Source organism: Pseudomonas sp. GD03903, assembly GCF_029840045.1.
Taxonomy (GTDB): domain Bacteria; phylum Pseudomonadota; class Gammaproteobacteria; order Pseudomonadales; family Pseudomonadaceae; genus Pseudomonas; species Pseudomonas pseudonitroreducens.
In genome coordinates, this window is sequence record NZ_JAOCBT010000001.1 from 435,539 (window position 1) to 459,453 (window position 23,915).

Below are 23,915 nucleotides of genomic sequence, written 5' to 3' on the forward strand. Positions count from 1 at the left end.
TGGCTCTCGTAGGAGCGAGCTTGCTCGCGAAGCATTTCCCGGCATGCCGCAGTGTCATGCGGGTTCGCGAGCACGCTCGCTCCTACAAAGGCGCTGCCCATGAAGCTTGAGCTGCACGAACCGTTCAAAAGCCTCTGGGCCGGCAAGGACCCGTTCGCCGAAGTCGAGCGCTTGCAGGGCAAGGTCTATCGCGAGCTGGAAGGCCGCCGCACGCTGCGTACCGAAGTCGACGGGCGCGGTTTCTTCGTGAAGATCCACCGCGGCATCGGCTGGGGCGAGATCGTCAAGAACCTGTTCAGCGCCAAGCTCCCGGTGCTCGGCGCGGGCCAGGAGCAGCGTGCCCTGGAGCGCCTGCACCAGGCCGGCGTGGCGACCATGACCTCGGTGGCCTATGGCGAGCGTGGCGGCAATCCTGCCAGCCAGCATTCCTTCATCGTCACCGAGGAACTGGCGCCGACCACTGACCTGGAAGTGCTGTCGCTGGACTGGCTGCAGCAGCCGCCGCAGCCGCGCTTGAAGCGCGCGCTGATCGCCGAGGTGGCGAAAATGGTCGGCACCATGCACCGCGCCGGGGTCAACCACCGCGACTGCTACATCTGCCACTTCCTGCTGCACACCGATCGCCCGATCAGCGCCGATGACCTGCGCCTGTCGGTGATCGATCTGCACCGCGCCCAGACCCGCGCCGCCACGCCACGCCGCTGGCGCAACAAGGACCTGGCGGCGCTGTATTTCTCGGCGCTGGACATCGGCCTTACGCGCCGTGACAAATTGCGCTTCCTGCGTGGTTACTTCCTGCGCCCGCTGCGTGACATCCTCCGCGAGGAGGCTGCGTTGCTGGCGTGGATGGAGCGCAAGGCAGCCAAGCTCTACGACCGCAAGCAACGTTATGGAGACCTGCTCTGATGGCCGGCTGGGTACTCGAAGCCGACTACCAGCATCTCGCCGCCGAATTCGGCAGCCTGGATGCCGTGTTCGCCCTTGAAGGCGAGCGCATCACCAAGGATGCGATGTCCGACGTGGTGCGCGTGGAGCGCGACGGTGTGCGTTATTACGTCAAGCGCTATCGCAAGCCGGGCAAGGGCTTGCGTCGCTATCTGCCGCGCCCGCGGGTGAAGGCCGAGTGGCAGAACCTCAAGCAGTTCGCCAAGTGGGGCATACCGACCGCGCAAGTGGTGGCCTATGGCCTGGAGCGCGTCAACGGTGGCTTCTCCCGCGGCGCAATCATTACCCGCGAGCTGGTGGGCACCGAAGATCTGCACGCCCTGGCCCGGCGCGACGATCCGCGCCTGAAGGATCGCGCCTGGGTCGAACATGTCATGCGCCAGCTGGCCGGCTATACGCGAACCATGCATGACCACCACTTCACCCACAACGACCTGAAGTGGCGCAACATTCTGGTGGATGGAAACGGCACGGTGTACTTCATTGATTGCCCGATTGGCGATTTCTGGATCAGCTTCATGCTGCGCTACCGGATCACCAAGGACCTGGCCACGCTCGACAAGGTCGCCAAGTACCACCTTTCCTACACGCAGCGCCTGCAGTTCTATCTGCTCTACCGGCGCCGCGAGCGATTGAATGCATCGGACAAGCAACGTGTCCGGCAGATCGTCCATTTCTTCGAGGGACGCGAGTGAAGGATTTCATTGCTGAGGACGACCAGGCTCTGCTGGAAAGCAACGGACTGGCCGATTTCGACGCCCTCTGGGACCTGCAACTGGTGGCCGTGGATGAGCCCAACACCGAGCGCGGTGGCTGGAGCAGTGTGTACCGCCTGGAGCTGGATGGCACCGCCTACTACCTCAAGCGCCAGAGCAACCACCTGACCCGCAGCCTGAAGCGCCCGCTGGGCGAGCCAACCTTCAGCCGCGAGTTCCGCAATATCCAGCGCTACCATCAGCTCGGCATCCCCTCCATGCAGGCGGCCTTCTTCGGTGCGCGGCAGATCGGCGGCGAGCGCCGCGCAATCCTCATGACCCGCGCCCTGGACGGCTGGCGTGACCTGGACAGCCTGCTGCAAGGCTGGTCGAACCTGCCCGCCGAGCGCCGCCAGGCCATCCTGCGCGCCTGCGGCATGCTCGCCCGGCGCCTGCATGAAGCCGGGCAGATGCACGGCTGCTTCTATCCCAAGCACATCTTCCTGCGGGAAACCGACGACGCTTTCGAGGCGACCCTGATCGACCTGGAGAAGACCCGCCCGCTGTGGTTCGGCCAGCGCGACCGCGTGCGCGACCTCGAACCGCTGCTGCGCCGCGCGCCGGACTGGAACGAGAGCGACGTGCGCCACCTGCTCGCCGCCTATCTGGGCACCGCTTCCAGCGGCCCGGAGGTCGACGACTGGTACCGCCGCCTCGGCGCGCGCCGCAAGAAGAAGGAAAACCGCGCATGAGGTTGTCCGCCCTGCGCGATGCCGGCCGTGCCCCGGCGCTGCCCCTGCGCATCGAGCTGGAAGATGGCGCCGGCCCGGCCGAACTGCGCCTGGACAACCTGTTGCGGGTACTGCCTGGGCAGCGCTACGTTGCTGCGGCCAATTGGCGCGGCCGTCCGGTGCTGGCCAAGCTGCTGGTCGGTGGCAAGGCAGCGCGACACTTCCAGCGTGAGCGCGACGGCGTGCGCCTGCTCGCCGAGCAAGGCCTGACTACGCCGGCATTGCTGGCCGACGGGCTGAAGGACGGCGAGGGCGGCTGGTTGCTCTTCGAGTTCCTCGACAATGCCCAGAGCCTCTGGGACGCCTGGCGTGCCGTGGAAGGCGAGCCGCTGCTGTCCGACGGGCAGAGCGCCGTCATTGCCGAAGCGCTGACGGCCATCGCCCAGCTGCACGCCAAGGGCCTGTGGCAGGAAGACCTGCACCTGGACAACCTGCTGCGCCACGCCGGCAAGCTGTACCTGATCGACGGTGCCGGCATCCGCGCGGAAACACCCGGTCAGCCGCTGTCGCGCAAGCATGTGCTGGAAAACCTCGGGGTGTTCTTTGCCCAGTTGCCGGCCAGTCTCGATCCGTTCCTCGAAGAGCTGCTGATCCACTATCTGTTGGCCAACGGCGAGCACGCGCTGCCGCTGGAGGCGCTGCAGAAGGAAATCGCCAGGGTTCGGCGCTGGCGCGTCGGCGACCTGATGAAGAAGATCGCCCGCGACTGCAGCCTGTTCAGTGTGTTCAAGGGCCCGTTCGGCCTGCGCGCGGTGCGTCGCGAGGAGGAGGAGGGCCTGCAGCCGCTGCTGGCCGACCCCGACGCGTTCATCGCCAGGGGGCACCTCTACAAGACCGGCGGCGCCGCGACAGTCGCCAAGGTCGAGCTGAATGGCCGGCCACTGGTCATCAAGCGTTACAACATCAAGAACCTGCTGCACTGGTTCAAGCGCTTCTGGCGTCCCAGCCGCGCCTGGGGCGCGTGGCGCGAGGGGCACCGCCTGGCCTTCCTCGGCATCGCCACGCCGCGTCCGCTGGCGGTCATCGAGCGCCGCTGGCTCTGGCTGCGTGGCCCGGCCTTCCTGATTACCGATTACCTGGCGGGTCAGGATATAATCGACCGTTTCAAACCCTACCTGGAGCAACAGGCAGGGGGCGGCCTGCCGCCGGAGACAGACCTTGCAGCCCTGGACAGACTGTTCGCGGCGCTGGTGCGCGAGCGCATCAGCCACGGCGACCTGAAGGGGCACAACCTGTTCTGGCAGGAGCAGGGCGAAGGCGGGCAGTGGTCGTTGATCGACCTCGATGCCATGCAGCGCCACTCGCGAGAAGCGAGCTTCGCCCGCGCCTATGCCCGCGACCGTGCGCGTTTCCTGCGCAACTGGCCAGAGGGCAGCGCACTGCACCGGCTGCTCGACGAACGTTTACCGCGGGTGCCCGGCACCCGCCCAGATGAAAGAGGCTAGACCCTGTGGCATTGACCATCCTCGGCCTGTCCGGCGCCGTAAGCCATGACCCTTCCGCCGCCCTGTACATCGACGGCAAGCTGGTCGCGGCCGTCGAAGAAGAGCGCTTCGTCCGCGACAAGCACGCGAAGAACCGCATGCCCTACGAGTCGGCCAAGTTCTGCCTGGAACAGGCCGGGATCAAGCCGTCGGACGTTGACGTGGTGGCCATTCCCTTTGCCCCCATCAGCATCTTCGACAAGGCCCGCTGGCACTACGCCAAGCGCTACGCCTATGCGCCCGACCGTGCGCTGGACGCCATCCTGCTCGGCAACCGTCGCTACCACCGCTACTACAAGCGTATCCAGTGGTGCCTGCAGCAGCTGGGCTTCGACCTGAAGAAGGTCAAGATCCAGCCGGTCGAGCACCACCTGGCCCACGCCTCCAGTGCCTACCACTGCTCGGGCTTCAAGGAGAAGACGGCGATCCTCGGGATCGACGGCAAGGGCGAGTACGCCACCACCTTCTTCGGCTACGGCGAGAACGGCAAGATCCACAAGATCAAGGAGTTCTACGATCCGGACTCCCTGGGCGGCCTGTACGGTGCGATCACCGAGTACCTCGGCTTCGACATGCTCGACGGCGAGTTCAAGGTCATGGGCATGGCGCCCTACGGTGACGCCAGCAAGTACGATTTCTCGCGTCTGGCCAAGTTCGAGAACGGCGAGCTGACCATCAATACCGACTACGCCAACGTCATCGGCTTCCGTCGCTACAAGGAAAAGGGCAAGGGCTACTACTTCTCGCCCAAGCTGATCGAATGGCTCGGCCCGAAGCGTGAAGGCGACATCGCCGACGATCCGTACATCCACTATGCCGCCAGCATCCAGGCTCTGTTCGAGAAACTGGCGCTGGAGATGATGGATTACTACCTGGGCGACATCATCCGTGAAACCGGCAAGGTCGCCTTCGCCGGCGGTTGCGCGCTGAACGTCAAGCTCAACCAGAAGATCATCGCCCGTCCCGAGGTCAAGGAGCTGTACGTGCAGCCCGCGGCCAGCGACGCCGGCACCGCGGTTGGCGCCGCCGCCTATGTCTCCTGGGAGCGTGGCGTGCCGGTCGAGAAGATGGAGCACGTCTACCTCGGCCCGGAATACAGCAACGAAGACGTCATTGCCGCCTGTGCCCGTCACGAGGCCAAGCCGCAGTGGCGCAAGATCGACAACGTGCCCGAGCACATCGCCAAGGTGCTGGTCGAAGGCAACCCGGTGGCCTGGTTCCAGGGCCGCATGGAGTTCGGCCCGCGTGCCCTGGGCGGCCGCTCGATCATCGGTTGCCCGAGCATCGCCGGCGTGGCCGATCGCATCAACGCGCAGATCAAGTTCCGCGAGCGCTGGAGGCCCTTCTGCCCGTCGATGCTGGATACCGTCGGCCCGCAGATGTTCAAGATCGACCACCCGGCGCCGTTCATGACCTTCACCTTCGAGGTCAACGAGGAGTGGAAGACCCGCGTGCCGGAAGTCGTCCATGAAGACGGCACCTCGCGTGCCCAGGTCCTCAAGCGCGAGTTCAACCCGCGCTACTACGACATGATGAAGGAGCTGGAGAAGCTCACCGGTAATGGCGTGGCGCTCAACACCTCGCTGAACCGCCGTGGCGAGCCGATGATCTGCTCGCCGACCGATGCGCTGAACATGTTCTACGGCTCGGACCTGCAGTACCTGATCATGCAGGACATCCTGGTAGTCAAGGAAGGCACCGCCGTCAGCCAGGCGGACTGAGTCCGCCAGGCTGTTTCCAGCCGGCTCCGCCAGGGGCCGGTTTCCATGTCGGGAAGACACGTCGTGAAAGTGATGTTGATGGTGATGGACGAGCAGAGGGTCATCCTCGATCGTCTTTATGAGGTCATCCAGAGCAATTGCTCCGAGTGCGAGATTCATCGCCTGAGCAAGGCGCAGCAGATGAACCTGGGACCCTACCTCATCGCCGCCGATTACCGTCGTTTCGACCGGATCGTGATCTTCTCGCGCCTCAAGCGCATGGTGCCCCAGCTCGCCGTGCTGCGCTGCCTGCCCAACCTGGTGATCCTCGAGCACGACGCCTACCAGAACTACATGCCTGGCAGTAAGTATCGCGGCAAGTACTCGGCGCTGCTGCACAAGCTTCCGGGGGCGCGCATCCTCGTGTCGGGCGCACTGGTGGCCCAGCGGCTGGCGGACGAAGGGATCGACGTGCGTTTCGTCTCCAAGGGCTATGACGAGGAGATGCTGCGCAATATCGGCAGCGAACGCGATATCCCGGTCGGTTTCCTCGGCAGCCTGAAGAGCAGCGAGTACAGCCAGCGCAAGGACATGCTGGAGAGCATCGCCGAGCGCGTGCCGATGCTCATCACCCGCACCGCTTCCGGGGCGGAGTATCTGCAGACGCTCAACCGTATCGCGATCTTCGTCAGCGCCGATATCGGCATGGGCGAGTTCATGATCAAGAACTTCGAAGCCATGGCCTGTGGTTGCGTCCTGCTGGCCTGGAGCCAGGGCGAGGAAGACCGCCTGCTGGGCTTCGAGGACATGCGCAACGTGGTGTTCTATCGCTCGGTCGACGAGGCGGTGGAGCGCATTCAGCAGCTCCAGGCAGACCCTGAGCTGGCCGCGCGGATTGCCCGGGCCGGCCAGGCCTTCGTCGAGGAGCGCTACACCTTCGCCCGGGTGGGCAAGGATCTGGCGGCCGCCATCGCCGAACCCCTGCACGGTTGGTCCATGCCCGGGGCGCTGACCCGCTGGTGGGCGCGTATGCGCTTCGGCTTTGCCGTCGAGGCGAAAGGTCGATCGTGAGCCGGAGTAGTCATACCGCGGAATGGGTTGAAGACAACCTGCCGCCGGAGCTGAGGGCTGTCCTCGGTTGCGCCGAGCGAGTCATCCTGGTCGCGAACAACCCGGCGATCAGCGCCAGGGATTTCGAGGCGTTGGCGCTTGGCCCGCGCGATGTCGTGGTGAGCTTCAATACGGCGGTCAAGGCCGAGTTGCTGAGCGCCGAGACGGTCAACGTATTCGTCCATGGCTACCACGGGCAGGACTTCCATTTCTTCGGATTGCCGTGCCGCCCTTGCATCACGAGGCTGTTCGAGCAGTCACCGCAGCGCTGCTTCAGCCTGCTGGTGGGAGTGGTCAACCCGATGTCGGCGCTGCCGCGGGTGGCGATCTACGAGGACCGCATCCCATTGCCCAGCCTGCTCGACTACCCCCGCATACGCCCCAGCGGCAAGCCATTCGCCGGCCCTTCCACCGGGTTCAACGCCATGGTGCTGTTCGACTGGTTGCGCGGCAGGCCCGGTTACTCCTACGAGTTGCTCGCCCTGGGCTTTTCCAACGAAGCGGGCACTCTCTGGAAAGGGCATGCGTGGGACTACGAGCGCGCCTGGATGCAGGCTTCCCGCGTGCGTGTAATTGCCCTGGAGAACACCGGCAAGCGCTGGTGGTGGCCTTGGCGTCCTGGAGGCAGGAAAGGTCAATGAGCGGCTGTCAGTCGAACTTTTTCAGCGGAGTCGGGCTGTGAAGATTGCCGTCGCCTTCTTTGGTATTCCACGCAATTCCGATCTGTGTTTTCCGCAGATTCAGCGCAACGTCCTGCAGGCTCTGCCGGCCGACGCGCAGGTGTCGTGCTTCTACCATCTCTATCGCCTGCAGCAGGTGTTCAACCCCCGTTCCGGCGAGGCGGGTGTGCTGGACGAGGAGAACTTCGCTCCTTTCCAGGGAATGACCGGTCTGATCGAAGAGCCGGAGCTTTGCCTCGAGCGTTGGAATTTCGAAGCGATAAAGCAGCGCGGGGATACCTGGAAGGATGATTTTCGCTCCATCCGCAACCTGATTCACCAGCTCAATTCCCTGCACCAGGTGACTTCGCTGCTGGCGCCGACGGATCCGGACTTCGTCGTGTATGTCCGTCCGGATATCTTCTTCCACGACCCGTTGCCAGGCTATGTGTTCGATCAGCCACAGCGGCGCCGCAAGAACGTCTATGTGCCGAACTGGCAGTGGTGGGGCGGGCTCAACGACCGCTTTGCCATCTGTGGTCGCGAGATGTACCGGGCCTACGGCTGCCGGGCCGAGGAAATGCTGAACTTCTGTGATGCAAGCGGACGCTCGCTGCACTCCGAGCGCCTGCTGAAGTTCGCCTTGCAGCGCCACGGCGCGCGGGTCTGCCTGATGGATACCACTGCCTCGCGGGTGCGCATCGACGGGCAGTTCGCCGAGGAGCCGTTCTCACCCAAGCGCTCCATGGGCAAGCGCGAGAATCGCTACTTCCACAAGGGCGCACGGCTGCGCACCTGGCTGGACAGGTACGGCATTCTCTAGGTTCTGCGGCTGAAGGCCCGGAGCGGGCCGGGTATCCGCTGAACCTGCCCGGCCCGGTCGGGTCGAGCAGGTTGCAAGGTTCTACTTGGCGACTTTCTTCCTGCGCTTGGCATTGAGCCAGAGGCGCAGCGCCTTGCGCGTATAGGACAGCTTGAAAACGACTCGCCAATCGCGCTTGAGGGCCATGCGGAAGAAGTGTTTGGCCGAAGGGTCGTCGTCCGTCAGGTAGGCTTCGCGGAACAGCGACAGGCAGCGTTGCGTGTAATAGGCCTTGCTCAGCCGCTGCCAATCGCCATCGAGGCGTCGGAAGACTTCCTCGACCAGCTCCACCCCGATCTGCTTCGAGTAGTGGAACTGGTGGCGCAGGCTGTCATCGTGGCGGTGGATGGTCGCCAGGGGTTTTTCCAGGATGGTGCAGGGATAACTGGCCAGCACCTGCGCAAACACCGGGATGTCCTCGGCATTGCGGAAGTTCTCCGGATACAGGCCGCGCTCGAACACCTCCCGATGCATGACGCAGGCACCGTTGGAGAGGTTGATGTTCTTGTCGATGAGATAGCCGCGCACCCGTTCCTGCGGCGTCTGCGGCAGCGCCTGGGGCGTGCGCTCGACCGTTCGACCGCAGGTCTTTGCCAGGTAGCCACCAATCACCATGCGGCTGTGCGGGAACTGTTCGATGTGCTGGCGCGCGGCTCGCAGGGCCCCGGGTGCCATTTCATCGTCGGCGTCGAGGAAGATCAGGTAGTCCCCTCGGGTTTCGGCAATTCCGCGATTGCGCACGCTGGCGAGCCCGCCGTTTTCCTTGCGCAGGCTGCGGAAATTGCCGAACTGGTGATGAAGGGCCTCGATCAGCGCCGGCGTATCGTCCGAGGAGCCATCATCGATGATCAGCAGCTCGCTGTGCTCATCCAGTTGAGCGGCGACGGATTCGACCGCGCGGCGAAGCACGTGCGCATAGTTGTACGCGGGAATTACAACGCTGATCAGTGGTCTTGCTGTCATGAGAAGAGCGTCATTGCGTAGCTGTCCATCCACTAGCTGGCATCAGAATATGCGAGGCTGCGATCTGCTCCGGGGCATTCGTCACAGCAAATTCAAGTTAAGTCGCAGTGCCTTGTGCCTGCTTGGCCCTGGAGTGACTCGACGCGAGCGCTGCTGCACAAGTTGTTCCGGGGCGACGAATAGTATCCTGTTGAAAGACTTGTATCCAAGGTTCTACAGACGGTCAGATGCGCTTGTGGCGTTCTCCCCGGAAAACCTGTGCCCAGCGTCGTTTCGGCGTCTCAGGCGAGGGAGAGTGCTTGGTCCGGGTTGATTCTTTGAGCAGGAAACTGCTGAATGCTGCCTTTCTGGTGATTCATATCCGAGATGAAGGGTTTCATGGGTAGTCATGTAGTCGGGCGTTCGTTTTTTTCCACGGCCAGCGAAGGAAAGCTGCTGTGGTGCGTTTTCCTTGCCAGCCTCGTTTTGTCATTGATTGCATCCCTCTGCAACCCGATCATCGGGCGTGATGCAGCGCTGTACATGGATCTGGCGGGCATCTACCAGCAGCAGGGTGTCACCGGGGCGTTACAGCGCTTCGACTGGCCCTGGTTCTCCGTGCTGCTGGGCCTGACCAGCCAACTGACGGGCTTGAGCTTCGAACTGCTCGCCCGGGTGTTCTGCGAGTTGCTCACTGCGCTCGCCTGTGTTGCCTGCGTCGACCTGGTCCGGCGCACTCGCCCGGAAGTCCTACCCTGGGCCTGCCTCGCCGTGCTGGCGGTCCCGGCATTCAACGAGTATCGCGGTGACATCCTGCGGGAGAACGGTTTCTGGGCGTTCTCGCTGATCGGCCTGTGCTACATGCAGAGCTGGCTGCAACAGCGCCGCCCGCGCAGTTTGTTATTGGCCGGCCTGGCTATCGTCCTGGCGGCGGCGTTTCGCTTCGAGGCCGTCTACCTGCTGCTGATCGTGCCGCTGGTGGAGGTGTTCAAGGCTCGCGGGGATGATCCTGTGCGTCGTGGTTTGCGCTTCGCCACCGGCGTTGCGTTGGTGGGCGCGGGCGCCGCTGCGTTGCTCTGGGCCAGCCGGCATGGCCTGTTGCCCCAGGGACGAGTGGCGGACCTGGTGGGCTACCTGAACCTGTCGGGCGTCTGGCATAACTTCTACGTGTTCGCGGATGGCGTGGCGAGGGCGATGCCCTTCGAGTATGCCCGTGACAGTGCTCCGCAGATCATCTTCTTCGGCCTGCTGGGTTACGTGGCGAGCAAGGTGCTCAGTGCCTTTGGCGTGCTGCTGGTGCCGCTGCTCGTGGGCACCGCTGCGCAGTGGCGCGAGCGGGAAAGCCGCTGGCTGCTGCTGGATCTCGCTGCCTTTGGCTACATCGCGTTGTTGCTGGTTTTCACCTTGAGCCACCTGTTCCTGTCGAGCCGCTACGTGGCCTTCGCCGCGTTCCTCCTGTTGCCGCGGGTTGCCTGGGGGCTGAGCCTGATGGCGCAGCGCTGGCCGCGCATCCGGATTGCCCTGGTGACGATCCTGGTGCTGATGGCCGTGGCTAACGTGGTGTCGTTTTCTGCGCCCAAGACACACTTGCGCGACGCCGGTCACTGGGTAGGCGAGCACCTGCCGAAGACGGCGCGTGTCTTTCAGGATGACAATCGGGTGAGTTACTACGCCGGCTGGGGGTATGGCCGCGAGGGGCTGGAGAGCGATCAGGCGCTGGCGCTGACCGGCAATGGTGCCTACGAGTACTTCGTGCTGGATCTCAAGCGCAAGGCCAGCGAGCAGTTGCCGGCGCTGGAAAAGCGCGGGCTGGTGCCGCTCGCGACCTTCCACAATCGCAAGGGCGAGACTTATGTCGTCCTGCGTCGAGCTGGTGCACAGCAGCCCTGACTAGGGCTGTTGCAGCGTTTGCTCCAGTGAGCCGGGCGGCCAGGGCATGGCGCTGGCCTGCCGATAGCCCTGGCAGAGCTGTGCCCCGCCGTCCGCCAGCAGCCATGCCCTGTCCTGCGTGTAGCGCAGCATATGGGCGAAGTTGCGTTTGCGCTGCAGTCGGTTCAGCGCCCGGCGCTGGGTCTTCATGTCCGCTATGTCGATCAGGCCCAGTTCGCCCTCGGGGGTCTGCACGACGTTGCCCAGGTGCAGCGAGCGGAAATACACCCCGCAGTCGTGCAGCCTGGCGATGAGCGAGCCGAGTTGCTGGCGCAGTTGCTCGTCAGTCTGGCTGGCGCTGATCAACTGGCGCAGGGTCAGGCCGGGCAGCGGCTGGTAGTGCACGACGTCGCGGGCGATATCGGTGATGCGATGGACACCGATGATCTGCGGGCAGGGCACTCCCAGCTTGTGCAGCGTGCTGGCGTTGTCGGCGAATCGCTGCGCATAGGGATAGAACGCCGCGGAAGAGATCAGGCGCTTGCGGCGGAACAGTTTGAGGAAGTTGCCATCGGCCAGGCGCAGGACCTTGTCGCCATGCTTGTCGGCTTCCACAACCTGGGCGCCAGCGCGCAGCGATTCGTAAGCGGAGAGAGCGAGGTCTTGCATAACGGGTCCCTGAACGGTAGCCGGCTATAGTAGCCTAGCCGCCGGGCAAACGAGAGCGCTGTGTTATAATCCCCGACCTTTTAAGCGTGCGATTCCTCCATGTCCGGTAAAGAACCCCAGGCACCTTCGAGCCTGAAGATCTACTTCCGACTGCTGACCTATGTGCGCCCGTACATCGGGATGTTCCTGCTCAGCATCGTCGGCTTCCTGATCTTCGCCGCGACCCAGCCGATGCTGGCGGGCATCCTCAAGTACTTCGTCGATGGTCTCGCCCATCCGGATGCCAAGCTGTTCCCCAACGCCCCCTGGGCCTGGTTGCGCGACCTCTCGCTGCTCTATGCGGTACCGCTGCTGGTGGTACTGATCGCCGTCTGGCAGGGCATCGGCTCGTTCCTCGGCAACTACTTCATCGCCAAGGTTTCCCTGGGCCTGGTCCAGGATCTGCGCATCGCCCTGTTCAATAACCTGCTGACGCTGCCCAACCGCTATTTCGACAGCAACAACTCGGGCCATCTGATCTCGCGCATCACCTTCAACGTGACCATGGTCACTGGCGCCGCCACCGACGCCATCAAGGTGGTGATCCGTGAGGGGATGACCGTGGTCTTCCTGTTCCTCTCGCTGCTGTGGATGAACTGGAAGCTCACCCTGGTGATGCTGGCGATCCTGCCGATCATCGCCGTGATGGTGACCAGTGCCAGCCGCAAGTTCCGCAAGCAGAGCAAGAAGATCCAGGTGGCCATGGGCGACGTGACCCATGTGTCCTCCGAAACCATCCAGGGCTACCGCGTGGTCCGCAGCTTCGGCGGCGAGACCTACGAGCGCCAGCGCTTCCAGAATGTCACCAGCGAGAACACCAAGAAGAACCTGCGCATGAACAAGACCTCGGCGATCTACACGCCGATGCTGCAGCTGGTGATCTACAGTGCGATGGCTGTGCTGCTCTACTTCGTGCTGCTGTTGCGCGGGGATGCCACAGTCGGTGACCTGGTGGCGTACATCTCCATGGCGGGCCTGCTGCCCAAGCCGATTCGCCAGTTGTCGGAAGTCAGCTCCACCATCCAGAAGGGTGTGGCGGGTGCGGAGAGCATCTTCGAGCAACTCGACGAGACGCCCGAAGTGGACAACGGCACCCTGGAGCGCGATCGCGTCAAGGGCCGACTGGAAGTGAAGAACCTCAGCTTCACCTACCCGGGTACCGAGCGAAAGGTCCTGAACGAGCTGAACTTCAGCGTCGAACCGGGCCAGATGGTGGCGCTGGTCGGCCGTTCCGGTAGCGGCAAGTCGACCCTGGCCAATCTGATCCCGCGCTTCTATGACCACAGCGAAGGGCAGATCCTGCTCGATGGCACGGACGTCGAAGACTACAAGTTGAGCAACCTGCGCCGCCACATCGCCCTGGTGACCCAGCAGGTCAACCTGTTCAACGACAGCGTGCTCAACAACATCGCCTACGGCGACCTCGCCAGCAGGCCGCGCGAGGCGGTGGAAAAGGCCGCCGAGGACGCCTTCGCCCGCGAGTTCATCGACCGCCTGCCCGAAGGCTTCGACACCGAAGTCGGCGAGAACGGCGTGATGCTCTCCGGTGGCCAACGCCAGCGCCTGGCGATTGCCCGCGCGCTGCTCAAGGATGCGCCGGTGCTGATCCTCGACGAGGCCACCTCGGCGCTGGATACCGAGTCTGAGCGGCACATCCAGGCCGCCCTGGAGAAGGTCATGGAAGGCCGCACCACGCTGGTCATCGCCCACCGCCTGAGCACCATCGAGGCGGCGGACCTGATCCTGGTGATGGACCAGGGGCAGATCGTCGAGCGCGGTACTCACGCTCAGCTGATTGCCCAGAACGGCTACTACGCCCGCCTGCACGCCCGTCAGTTCGCCGACGATCCGGTCGATGGCAATGAGCTGAGCGTCGAGCAGCCGGTATGACGATGGTGCGGATTTCCCAGGCATGCTGAACCGACTGCGATTCTTCCGCGAACGCGGCTGGACGCCCATCGCGGCGGCCGACTATGCCGCCGCCTGGCAGCGCTTCGGTGGCAGCGTCGCCACCCACCCGGATGTTGTCGAACGCCTGGCCGGCCTGGCCGGCATTGCGGTGCGCTACCTGGGCTGGTTCGAAGGCAACGAGCTGCGCGCTGCCGTGCCGACCTGGGGGCGCCACCTGGCGCTGTCCAAGGACGTGCTCAGGCGTGAGGGCAGGAAGGCGCTGTTCGACCTGGGCAATGCCGAGATCATCCTGCCGATCGCCGAAGGCGCGCGCATCGAGCTGCGCCATCAGGTGCGCTACCTCTCCGAGCTCAATCGCGAGCAGGTCGGCGATGCCCGCGAGCAACCCGAGCAACTGGCGATGAACCGCGCGCCGGCCGATTTCTCGAAGAAGTTCCGCTACAACCAGCGCCGCGAACAGCGCCTGCTGGAAGAGGCGGGCGGTGTGCTGCAGCCCATGAGCGAGCTGAGCCCCGAGGAGCAGGCACGTATTTATGCCGACCTGTTCCAGCGCCGCTGGGAGTTCGAGGTACCGGGCAAGGCGCGGCTGGCCGAAGTGTTCAGCCTGATGCGCGAATTCATGCGTGGCTCCCTGGTACGCCTGGACGGCGAGCCGGTAGCGATCCAGATTCTCTATCGGGTCGAGGCGCCGAAGTGGATCAGCGTCGAGTACATCAACGGCGGCGTGGCTCCGGAAAACCGCGAGTTCAGCCCCGGTAGCGTGCTCAGTTTCGTCAATACGCAAGAGGCCTGGGCCGAGGCCGAGGCGCTGGGCAAGCCGCTGCGCTATTCCTTCGGCCGCGCCGACCGCGAGTACAAGGATCGCTGGTGCCACCGCGTGCCGGTGTTCCAGGTCTGACTTCAGGCTCTTCGTAGGAGCGAGCTTGCTCGCGAATAGCTCAGCCGCAGAGTTGGGTTCGCGAGCAAGCTCGCTCCTACAGCCCACCTGCAACGCCCTTACCTGATTGCGGGAGCGAACTTCGTCCGCGATTGGTTTTAACGGAGAACGATCATGAGCGCCCGCAAGCAGCAACTGCTCAAACAGCACCGCCGCAAGAAGCGCGCGGTCCTGCTCGTCGCCTTGCTGGCGCTGATCCTGCTGGGCATCTTCGCGCCCTGGTGGAGCGTGCCGCTGGCCGTGTTTCTCGGCTGGCTCGCCCATGAAGCCTGGTTTGCCGACCACCTGTTCTATTCGCCGCGCGATGACTACCGCTACGACTTCCCCGAGGGCTCCGTCGCCCTGCCGGTGTCCCTTGGCTCGCACGGCCTGCACGTAGCCACCGGCGCGTTGCCGGAGAACGAGGAAACGCTGGTGCTGGAGATCGAGGTGAAGGCCTCGCTGCTCGGCCGCTGGCTTGACCCGCAGGTGCTGATCGAGGGCGTCGAGGTCGATCGTCAGGACTTCGAGCGCGGCGTCAGCGGCAAGCGCTACCTCAACCTCTCCGGCCAGGGCGAAGCGCTGCGCGCCGGACATCTGCGCATTCGCGGCCGCCATTGCCGGCTGGCGCAGCACGGTGTGCTGCATGCCTTCCATAATCCGGACTACGCACAGAAGCGCCTGTTGATCATCGCGCCCCACGCGGACGATGCCGAACTGGCCGCCTTTGGCCAGTACAGCCGCTGCCCGGAGGCCTGGATCGTTACCTTGACCCAGGGCGAGATCGAGGCCGAGCACTACCAGCGCCTGGGTCTGGACAAGGCCGCTGCGGCGCGCCTGAAAGGCCGCCTGCGGACTTGGGACAGCATTGCCGCTCCGCTCTGGGGTGGCGTGCCGGCCGAGCGTTGCGTGCAGCTGGGCTACTACTGCCTGCAACTGCCGGCCATGGCGGCCGAGCCGAGCCAGGCGTTCGGCTCGAAAGAGTCCGGCGAGACCGACATCCGCAGCGTGCGCGGCTTCAATCCGTTCCCCCTGCCGGGTGACAGCGACGGCGCGCCGACCTGGCTCAACCTGGTGGCTGACCTGACCACGCTCATCGAGCACATCCGCCCGGAAGTGATCCTCACCGCGCACCCGGAGCTGGACCCTCACGCCGACCACGTGCACGCCACCCGCGCGACGCTGGAGGCGATCGGCCGCAGCAGCTGGAAGCCGCAGACCCTGCTGCTCTACGCCAACCACCTGCACGACAACGACCGCTGGCCGATGGGCCCGGCGGACGGCGGCATCGCCCTGCCACCCTGTATCGAGGCATTGCCGGCCGACCCGCTGTGGAGCCCGGTGCTGGATCCCGCGGCGCGCATCGACAAGGCCCAGGCCCTGGCCCTGCAACACGACCTGCAGACCCCGCTGACCGGCAAGAAGCGCCTGCGCCGGTTGATTCAGCGCGTGCTCGCCGGGCGCCAATGGCCGGTCACCGGCGACGACGAGTTCTTCCGCAAGGCGGTGCGTCGCCACGAGTTGTTCTGGGTGCGCAAAGTCCCATAGAGATTGCCGTGACCGCCCGGTGTCCGGCGCAAGTCGCAGCGGGCGGCTATGGTATTATCCGCGGCGATTTCGACCTGCGGAGTTCCCATGAAATTGACCATGCCCCGTTTCGACCAGGCCCCCGTTCTAGTAGTCGGCGACGTGATGCTCGACCGCTACTGGCACGGCGCGACCTCGCGCATCTCGCCCGAGGCGCCGGTGCCCGTGGTGCGGGTCGAGCAGCATGAGGACCGCCCCGGTGGCGCCGCCAACGTCGCGCTGAACCTCGCCGCCCTCGGAGCCCCGGCCTTCCTGGTCGGCGTCACCGGCGTCGACGAAGCCGCCGACAGCCTGAGCGACAGCCTGCAGGCGGTGGGCGTGACCACCCGCTTCCAGCGCATCGCCGGGCAGCCGACCATCGTCAAGCTGCGGGTCATGAGCCGTCACCAGCAACTGCTGCGCGTGGACTTCGAGGAAGCTTTCCGCACCGACGCCGTGGCGCTGTCCGCCGATGTCGAGGCGCTGCTCGACCAGGTCCGCGTGCTGGTGCTCTCCGACTACGGCAAGGGCGCGCTGAAGAACCACCAGGCGCTGATCCAGGCCGCTCGCCAGCGCGGTATCCCGGTGCTGGCCGACCCCAAGGGCAAGGACTTCGCCATCTACCGTGGCGCCAGCCTGATCACCCCGAACCTCTCCGAGTTCGAAGCCATCGTCGGTCGCTGCACCGACGAGGCCGACCTGGTCGCCAAGGGCCAGCAACTGATGACCGAGCTGGAACTCGGTGCGCTGCTGGTCACCCGTGGCGAACACGGCATGACCCTGCTGCGCCCCGGCCACAGTGCCCTGCACCTGCCGGCCCGCGCGCGCGAAGTGTTCGACGTCACCGGCGCCGGCGACACGGTGATTTCCACTCTGGCCGGCGCTATCGCCGCCGGTGAGGACCTGCCGCAAGCCGTGGCCCTGGCCAACCTGGCCGCCGGCATCGTCGTCGGCAAGCTCGGCACCGCTGCCATCAGCGCCCCGGAACTGCGCCGCGCCGTGCAGCGCGAGCAGGGCTCCGAGCGTGGCGTACTGAGCCTCGACCAGCTGCTGCTGGCCATCGAGGACGCCCGCGCCCACGGCGAGAAGATCGTCTTCACCAACGGCTGCTTCGATATCCTCCATGCCGGCCATGTGACCTACCTGGAGCAGGCGCGCGCCCAGGGTGACCGCCTGATCGTCGGGGTCAACGACGATGGCTCGGTCACCCGCCTGAAAGGCCCGGGCCGCCCGATCAACAGTGTCGACCGCCGCATGGCCGTACTCGCCGGCCTCGGCGCGGTGGATTGGGTCGTCAGCTTCGGCGAAGACACCCCCGAGCGGCTGCTCAGCGAAGTCCGTCCGGACGTGCTGGTGAAAGGTGGCGACTACGGTGTCGAGCAAGTGGTCGGCGCCGACATCGTCAAGGCATACGGCGGCGAAGTCCGCGTGCTGGGCCTGGTGGAAAACAGTTCCACCACCGCCATCGTCGAGAAGATTCGCCACCAGGGCTGATCTGCTTTCGCTTGCCTGGGCCGCTCCTGCAGGGAGCGCCTTTTGTAGGAGCGAGCTTGCTCGCGAACAAACCCCGCTGCGGGGCCATTCGCGAGCAAGCTCGCTCCTACAGACTCCCATCACCCCAGGTAACCCCGCATACCCCCACTGACCGCTCTGCCAGCGACCAACGGCAAAGCGGTCATGGTTCCCCCGCCATTTCCCGGCGCATGATCGGGGCATCCACCCTCCGCGGAGCGAGATGCCATGACCACCGACGTGCAGGGCCGCGCCCTGGCCGTGCTGAACCGTGTCGCCCAGGCCGACTGGCCTGACCGATTCAAGCTGCGCAAGCCTTTCGAAAGACTGCTCTACAGCGGCAGCCGCACCGGCTTCCGGCTGGCCAGCGAGCGCGCCGCCAAGCAGCCCAAGACCCCACGCAAGGCCGACCCGGACGGGCTGTTCGACCTGTCGCTGTCCGATGAGCAACAGATGCTCGTGGAGATGCTCGAAGGCTTCGCCGCCGAAGTGCTGCGCCCGGCCGCCCATGAGGCCGACGCCAAGGCCAGCCTGAGCCTGGAGCTGCTGGCCCAGGCGCAGGAACTGGGGCTGACCCACTACGGCGTCAGTGAAGTGCACGGTGGCATGGCCGGCGAGCGTACCGTGGTGAGCAATGCGCTGATCGCTGAAGCCCTTGCCCGCGGCGACCTGAGTCTGGCCGCTGCGCTGCTGGTACCACTGTCGGCGGCCAACTGCATTCGCCGCTGGGCCTCGCCGGAACAGCAGGCGCGCTGGCTGCCGGCCTTCGTCGCCGAAGAGGCAGCGCCGCTGATCGCCATTGCGGTGAATGAACCGCAGCTGCTGGCTGATCCGCAGCGCCTGTCCACCAAGGCGCGCAAGCGCGGGGCGAGCTACACGCTGACTGGGGAGAAATGCCTGGTGGTGCGTGGCGTGGACGCGCAGAAACTGATCGTCGCAGCGGATGCCGGCGATGGCCCGGCGCTGTTCCTCATCGATACCCGCGCCAAGGGCGTCGAGGTGCGCGCAGAGCCGGCGATGGGCCTGAAAGCCACCGGCACCGCGCGGATACGCTTCAAGAGCGTGAAAGTGCCAGCCGAGCAGCGCTTGGCGGCGGAACGCTTCGACTATCAAGCCTTCCTCGACTACGCCGCGCTGGCCTGGTGCGCGCTCGCCGTGGGCACTGGCCAGGCCGCGCTCGACTACGTGATCACCTACTGCAACGAGCGCGAGGCTTTCGGTGAGCCGATCAGCCATCGCCAGGGCGTGGCCTTCATGGTCGCGGACATTGCCGTGGAGCTGGACGCCATGCGCCTGATGGTCTGGCGCGCCTGCGCGCTGGCCGAGCGGGGCCAGGCGTTCCACCGCGAGGCCTACCTGGCGAAGCTGCTCTGTGCCGAGAAGGCGATGAAGATCGGTACCGACGCGGTGCAACTGCTCGGCGGCCATGGTTTCACCCAGGAACACCCGGCCGAGCGCTGGTACCGCGACCTGCGCGCGGTCAGCCTGATGGCTGGCGGCCTGCACCTGTAAGGAGCCTTGCATGTACCTCGAGACACCGAAGAAATTCCGCACCTTGCAGAACCAGGCCCGTCAGGTCGCCGAGAACTACCTGCGACCGATTTCCCGCAAGTACGACAAGGCCGAGCACGCCTATCCCAAGGAACTGGACCTGCTCGCCGCGCTTTTGGACGGCATGAACGCCGGCTCGCCGGACGCGGTCGGCGCCACCTCGGCGAGCAAGCGCAAGGCCGGCGCGGAGGAGGGCGTGAAGAATGGCGGCAACCTGTCCGCCTGCCTGGGCGTGATGGAAATGTGCTGGGGCGACACCGGCCTGTTGCTGGCCATGCCGCGCCAGGGCCTGGGCAACGCCGCCATCGCCGCGGTGGCCAACGAGGAGCAGCTCAAGCGCTTCTCCGGTACCTGGGCGGCCATGGCCATCACCGAGCCGGGCTGTGGCTCGGACTCGGCGGCGATCCGCACCAGCGCTACCCGCGATGGCGATCACTACCTGCTCAACGGCGAGAAGATCTTCGTCACCTCGGGCGCCCGCGCCGATGCGGTGGTGGTCTGGGCGACCCTGGACAAGAACCTGGGGCGTGCGGCGATCAAGTCCTTCGTGGTGGAGAAGGGCACGCCGGGCATGACCGTCACTCGGCTGGAGAAGAAGCTCGGTATCAAGGCCTCGGACACCGCCTCCATCAGCTTCAGCGATTGCCGCGTACCGGCGGCCAACCTGCTGGGCAACGCCGAGATCGATGTGCAGAAGGGTTTCGCCGGGGTGATGGAAACCTTCGACAACACCCGCCCGCTGGTGGCAGCCATGGCCATCGGCGTGGCCAAGGCCTCGCTGGACCGAACCCGCGAGCTGCTGAAGAAGGCCGGCTGCCGCTTCGACTATCGCCAGTCACTGCTTACTGCCAGCCACGCCGAGGCCACGTTGTACCGGCTTGAGGCCGAATGGGAAGCGGCGCGCCTGCTGACCCTGAAGGCGGCGTGGATGGCCGATAACCGCCTGCCCAACTCCAAGGAGGCCTCCATCGCCAAGGCCAAGGCCGGGCGAGTAGCCAACGAGGTGACGCTGAAATGCGTCGAGCTGGCGGGAGCGCTGGGTTATGGGGAAGAAGAGTTGCTGGAGAAATGGGCGCGGGATTCGAAGATTCTCGACATCTTCGAGGGTACCCAACAGATCCAGTTGCTGATCGTCGCGCGGCGCCTGCTGGGCAAGAGCTCCAGCCAGCTGAAGTAAGGCGGAGCGCTTTTCGTAGGAGCGAGCTTGCTCGCGAACCGACCCAACGACTGCTTGGCCGGTGTGCACCGTTCGCGAGCAAGCTCGCTCCTACAGATTCCGCCCTACCGTCGGGCAGGGCGAATCAGGTTACGGCCTCAGGCCGTGCGCCGCCCGCTACCGGCATTGCCGGCGGCGGGCGGCCACTGCTCCATCCATTCGCGGAAGCGGATGCGTTCTTCGCGCACCAGCCAGCCATCCTGCTCGGCGAAACTCTCCGACAGCCAGACGCCGCGAGTGCTCGCCTTGCACAGTTCGCCCTTGCTCAGGGTGAACAGCTCGCCGGTCGGCTGCCCATGTTCCAGCGGCAGCAGGTAGATGTCCGGGCGCCGGCGATCCAGGCGCGCCACCAGTGGGCCGCTTTCGAGTTTCTCGTCGACATGGAACAGGCTGACTTCACGGGCATCCTTGGGCAGTTCCATGCGCAGGTCATAGACCAGTTGCAAGGAGGCAGTCGGCAGGTGCACGTAGGCTTGCGGACGCTCCAGCAGGCGCAGCGCGCCGGCCTGCACTGGGCGCGAGGCGCCGGACAGCGGGGTCAGCGAGAAGTGGCTGGTTTCGCGGTAGCGCAGGATGCCCTCGTAGGGCGTCGGCAGCCAGGTGTCGCCGAAGCGCCCGCCGAGCCAGCCATCGGCGGTCTCCACCAGGCATTCCTCGGCGACTTCCTGGATCGCGGTGAGCAGCGGCAGGTTCAGTTCGTGGGCCGGCACATAGCCGGAAATCAGCTTGAGTACGGTGTCACCACGATCCAGGCGGCGCTGGCGCACCAGAATCCAGTGGTCGCGGCCCTGGTAATTCAGGGTCAGGCGCACCGAAACGCCGAGATTGGCCAGTTCGGTGGTAAAGCGTTCGGTTTCATGGATCTCGATGGGGCGGCGCTTTTCCAGCACCTGGGCGAAGTTCAGGGGCTTGCCGAGGGTCTGGTAGGCGAGCCCTTCCGGGCTGGCTTCCACCAGCAGCGGCAGGGTCTTGAAGGCGGTCGGGTCCTTGCGGGCGAGCGTACGGGGCATGTGGGGGTTCCTTCTCGTACAGGGCGCCGGGTTGCGCCGGGCGCGTCCTTTTCAAAGGCGACGCCGACGCCAACGCTGACCGTCTGCTGGAGACGGACCGGCCGATCGTTCTTTACGGGGTCGCTACAACCTAGACAGCCTGACACCGATCCTGGTGTCATCGAAAATCAAAAAGATTTCCGGATTTTTCCCTGAAAGGCTTGGTGATTCCGAGATTTTTGCAGGGGAATCACCGGCTGGCGACAGTTTCTATGCCCACGGTTTTCGCCGGGGGAGTTGCAGCATGGCACAGGAATACGCAATCCACATGACCGTACGGCGTCTGCCGATCAGTGGTCGAGCACCTCGGCGGCGATGCTGACGTTGTGCGCCAGATGCAGCGGATTGATGGTGCCGACGATGGCGCTGGCCACTCCCGGATGGCCGAGCACCAGCTCGAAGCTGGCGCGCACCGGGTCGACGCCGGGTGCGAGGGCCGCGTGGCCGCTGGCCAGGGCCTTCTTGATCAGGATGCCGCGGCCATGGGCCTGGGCGTGGTCGATCACCGGCTTTTCCGCCTGCTCGTTGAGGTTGTAGGTGACCATGGCGCAATCGCCGCGCTCCAGGGCCAGCAGCCCGCCGTCGGCGGTCTTGCCGGAGAAGCCGAAGCCGCGGATCAGCCCTTCGTCCTTCAGGCGCTCCAGGGTTGCGTAGACCTCGGTGCCGCGCAGGATGTCCAGGTCGTTGCCGTCGGAATGCACCAGTACCAGGTCGATGTAGTCGGTCTCCAGACGCCGGAGACTGCGCTCGACGGAGCGGCGCGTGTGGGCGGCGCTGAAGTCGAAGTGCGAGAGTCCGCCGTCGAACTCCTCGCCAGTCTTGCTGACTATCACCCACTGGTCGCGCTGGCCGCGCAGCAGCGGGCCGAGGCGTTCCTCGCTGTGGCCATAGGCCGGCGCGGTGTCGATCAGGTTGATGCCCAGGTCGCGGGCCAGGGCGATCAGGTCGGCGGCTTCTCGGTCATCGGGGATGCGGAAGCCGGCGGGATATTTCACGCCCTGGTCGCGGCCCAGCTTCACGGTGCCCAGGCCCAGCGGCGAGACGTTCAGGCCGGTGCTGCCCAGCGGGCGGTGCAGGTGGTGCAGAGTCTTCATCCGAACAGTTCCTCCCAGACCGGGCGGGCCATGGCGGGGCGTGGCAGTGCGGGCAGGGCCGCCGCGGCCTGTGGGCGAACTCCGGCTTTATCCAGGGACTCCAGCACGCGGTCGGCGAAGTTCGGCGCCAGCGCCAGTTTGGTCGGCCAGCCGACCAGCAGCGCGCCGTTCTCGGCGAGGAAGGCGCTGTCCGGGCGCAGCAGGTTGTTCTGCGAGGGTTCGGCGCGGTCCACGCGCAGGGTGGCCCAGCGCGCGGCGGAGAGGTCGATCCAGGGCACCAGCTTGTGCAGTTCGCGCTGCGCCTCGGCGATCTGCTCGGCCTCGTTGCGCGCCACGCCGCCGGCTTCGGCAATCTCGCCGCCCAGGTACCAGACCCAGTCGCCATTGCTCAGCGGGTGAGTGGTGACGGTGACGCGGGGTTTCGGCCCGCCACCCAGGCAGTGGGCGTAGAGCGGCTTCAGGGTCGGCGCGGTGAGCAGCACCATGTGCAGCGGGCGGCGCTGCATCTCCGGGCGTTCCAGGCCCAGTTCGCGCAGCAAGGCTTCGTTGCCGGCGCCGGCGCTGAGCACCACGCGCTGGGCACGGATCTCGCGGCCGTCGACGCGCAGGCCGACCAGCTTGTCGCCTTCGCGCAGGGCTTCGATGCGTTCGCCGGCGAGCAGGCCGTCACCGGCCAGTTCGGCGAGGCGCGCCACCAGGCTGGGAACGTCCAGCACCAGTTCGGTGAGGCGGTAGGCCTTGCCCTTGAAGGCTTTGTCCTGCAGGGCTGGCGGCAGGTCCGCACCTTTTACCTGGGCGACGCGGCTGCGCACCGCCTTGCTGGCGAAGAAGCTGGTGAGGTTGCCGGCCAGACCGCCCGGGGACCACAGGTAGTGAGCGTCGGAGAGCACGCGCACGCCGCGCAGGTCCACTTCGCCGGTGCCGGCCAGGCAGTCGCGCCACAGCGCGGGCATGTCGGCGATGGCTTCCGAGGCGCCGGTCAGCGCGCCGTGCAGCGCGTACTTGGTGCCGCCATGGATGATCCCCTGCGAGCGCATGCTCTGCACGCCGCCCAGCGCGGTGTTCTCCACCAGCACGGTGGAAAAGCCGGCGCGACGCAGGCGGGCGTTGAGCCAGAGACCGGCGATGCCGCCGCCGACGATGAGGATGTCGGTGCTCAGGGATTCGGACATGAAAGCGCCTCGAAGGGAAAAACGAAGCGCGCAGTATAACCCTTGTAGGCCGCAACCAGCCGTCGTTGCCCTCACCCCAGCCCTCTCCCAAAGGGAGGGGGAGCCGTCTGTGCCGGCTGATACCGAGGTTTCACTTCGTGTCGAACGGTCCCCTCTCCCGCTT

At 65.5% G+C, this 23,915-nt stretch carries 20 protein-coding genes; 15 read left to right on the top strand and 5 right to left on the bottom strand.

Annotated features, from left to right (window positions below; translation table 11 throughout):
• Positions 1 to 99 precede the first annotated feature (99 nt).
• From rfaP to N5C91_RS01935, 8 genes are all read left to right on the top strand, one after another.
• Positions 100 to 906, top strand: a complete 807-nt coding sequence (gene rfaP / locus N5C91_RS01900; protein ID WP_236171241.1) for a lipopolysaccharide core heptose(I) kinase RfaP — start codon at positions 100 to 102, stop codon at positions 904 to 906.
• Entirely contained in the window at positions 906 to 1,640 is a 735-nt protein-coding gene (locus tag N5C91_RS01905) for a lipopolysaccharide kinase InaA family protein (protein WP_279827398.1), read from the top strand. Before rfaP ends, N5C91_RS01905 begins: the two co-directional genes overlap by 1 nt.
• Positions 1,637 to 2,392, top strand: a complete 756-nt coding sequence (locus N5C91_RS01910) for a lipopolysaccharide kinase InaA family protein (protein ID WP_279827400.1) — start codon at positions 1,637 to 1,639, stop codon at positions 2,390 to 2,392. Before N5C91_RS01905 ends, N5C91_RS01910 begins: the two co-directional genes overlap by 4 nt.
• Positions 2,389 to 3,876, top strand: a complete 1,488-nt coding sequence (locus N5C91_RS01915; RefSeq protein ID WP_236171244.1) for a lipopolysaccharide kinase InaA family protein — start codon at positions 2,389 to 2,391, stop codon at positions 3,874 to 3,876. Before N5C91_RS01910 ends, N5C91_RS01915 begins: the two co-directional genes overlap by 4 nt.
• Before the next feature lie 5 nt (positions 3,877 to 3,881).
• Complete coding sequence (locus N5C91_RS01920) at positions 3,882 to 5,636, top strand: carbamoyltransferase (protein WP_236171245.1); 1,755 nt, start codon at positions 3,882 to 3,884, stop codon at positions 5,634 to 5,636.
• A gap of 63 nt (positions 5,637 to 5,699) precedes the next feature.
• A complete protein-coding gene (locus tag N5C91_RS01925; protein WP_236171246.1) occupies positions 5,700 to 6,686 on the top strand; it encodes a glycosyltransferase in 987 nt (328 codons plus the stop codon).
• Positions 6,683 to 7,366, top strand: a complete 684-nt coding sequence (locus tag N5C91_RS01930; protein ID WP_279827408.1) for a hypothetical protein — start codon at positions 6,683 to 6,685, stop codon at positions 7,364 to 7,366. The genes N5C91_RS01925 and N5C91_RS01930 overlap by 4 nt, the downstream gene beginning before the upstream one ends.
• Positions 7,367 to 7,403: 37 nt before the next feature.
• The gene (locus N5C91_RS01935) at positions 7,404 to 8,207 is read left to right on the top strand and encodes a hypothetical protein (RefSeq protein WP_279827411.1); all 804 of its coding nucleotides are present in this window, start codon (positions 7,404 to 7,406) and stop codon (positions 8,205 to 8,207) included.
• Between the two features lie 81 nt (positions 8,208 to 8,288).
• On the opposite strand, the gene N5C91_RS01940 is transcribed toward N5C91_RS01935, so the two are convergent.
• Positions 8,289 to 9,209: a glycosyltransferase family 2 protein gene (locus N5C91_RS01940; protein WP_236171249.1), complete on the bottom strand. Its 921-nt coding sequence runs from the start codon at positions 9,207 to 9,209 to the stop codon at positions 8,289 to 8,291.
• A 471-nt stretch (positions 9,210 to 9,680) separates the two neighbouring features.
• On the opposite strand from N5C91_RS01940, the gene N5C91_RS01945 reads away from it, so the two are divergent.
• Entirely contained in the window at positions 9,681 to 11,078 is a 1,398-nt protein-coding gene (locus tag N5C91_RS01945) for a hypothetical protein (protein ID WP_236199066.1), read from the top strand.
• Here N5C91_RS01945 and N5C91_RS01950 read toward each other — a convergent pair whose 3' ends face one another.
• A complete protein-coding gene (locus tag N5C91_RS01950; RefSeq protein WP_279827419.1) occupies positions 11,079 to 11,726 on the bottom strand; it encodes a lipopolysaccharide kinase InaA family protein in 648 nt (215 codons plus the stop codon).
• Between the two features lie 99 nt (positions 11,727 to 11,825).
• Between N5C91_RS01950 and msbA the strand changes: the two genes are divergently transcribed.
• The 6 genes from msbA (at position 11,826) to N5C91_RS01980 (ending at position 20,398) form a co-directional block, all read left to right on the top strand.
• The gene (msbA, locus tag N5C91_RS01955; protein WP_236171252.1) at positions 11,826 to 13,655 is read left to right on the top strand and encodes a lipid A export permease/ATP-binding protein MsbA; all 1,830 of its coding nucleotides are present in this window, start codon (positions 11,826 to 11,828) and stop codon (positions 13,653 to 13,655) included.
• A gap of 22 nt (positions 13,656 to 13,677) precedes the next feature.
• Positions 13,678 to 14,574, top strand: a complete 897-nt coding sequence (locus N5C91_RS01960; RefSeq protein WP_279827422.1) for a GNAT family N-acetyltransferase — start codon at positions 13,678 to 13,680, stop codon at positions 14,572 to 14,574.
• Between the two features lie 153 nt (positions 14,575 to 14,727).
• On the top strand, positions 14,728 to 16,140 hold the full coding sequence (locus tag N5C91_RS01965) for a PIG-L family deacetylase (RefSeq protein ID WP_279827425.1): 1,413 nt from the start codon (positions 14,728 to 14,730) through the stop codon (positions 16,138 to 16,140).
• Positions 16,141 to 16,227: 87 nt separating this feature from the next.
• On the top strand, positions 16,228 to 17,652 hold the full coding sequence (gene hldE / locus N5C91_RS01970; protein WP_054906316.1) for a bifunctional D-glycero-beta-D-manno-heptose-7-phosphate kinase/D-glycero-beta-D-manno-heptose 1-phosphate adenylyltransferase HldE: 1,425 nt from the start codon (positions 16,228 to 16,230) through the stop codon (positions 17,650 to 17,652).
• Between the two features lie 246 nt (positions 17,653 to 17,898).
• Positions 17,899 to 19,182 carry an acyl-CoA dehydrogenase family protein gene (locus tag N5C91_RS01975; RefSeq protein ID WP_279827431.1) on the top strand — a complete coding sequence of 428 codons (1,284 nt, stop codon included), beginning with the start codon at positions 17,899 to 17,901 and terminating at the stop codon, positions 19,180 to 19,182.
• 10 nt (positions 19,183 to 19,192) lie between these two features.
• Complete coding sequence (locus N5C91_RS01980) at positions 19,193 to 20,398, top strand: acyl-CoA dehydrogenase family protein (RefSeq protein ID WP_279827433.1); 1,206 nt, start codon at positions 19,193 to 19,195, stop codon at positions 20,396 to 20,398.
• A gap of 137 nt (positions 20,399 to 20,535) precedes the next feature.
• Here N5C91_RS01980 and N5C91_RS01985 read toward each other — a convergent pair whose 3' ends face one another.
• The 3 genes from N5C91_RS01985 to N5C91_RS01995 all read right to left on the bottom strand — a co-directional run bounded on the left by N5C91_RS01985 (position 20,536) and on the right by N5C91_RS01995 (position 23,752).
• Positions 20,536 to 21,447 carry a metal ABC transporter ATPase gene (locus N5C91_RS01985; protein WP_236199060.1) on the bottom strand — a complete coding sequence of 304 codons (912 nt, stop codon included), beginning with the start codon at positions 21,445 to 21,447 and terminating at the stop codon, positions 20,536 to 20,538.
• A 329-nt stretch (positions 21,448 to 21,776) separates the two neighbouring features.
• The gene (locus N5C91_RS01990) at positions 21,777 to 22,580 is read right to left on the bottom strand and encodes an aldo/keto reductase (protein WP_236171258.1); all 804 of its coding nucleotides are present in this window, start codon (positions 22,578 to 22,580) and stop codon (positions 21,777 to 21,779) included.
• The gene (locus N5C91_RS01995) at positions 22,577 to 23,752 is read right to left on the bottom strand and encodes an FAD-dependent oxidoreductase (protein ID WP_279827437.1); all 1,176 of its coding nucleotides are present in this window, start codon (positions 23,750 to 23,752) and stop codon (positions 22,577 to 22,579) included. Before N5C91_RS01995 ends, N5C91_RS01990 begins: the two co-directional genes overlap by 4 nt.
• Positions 23,753 to 23,915: the final 163 nt, after the last annotated feature.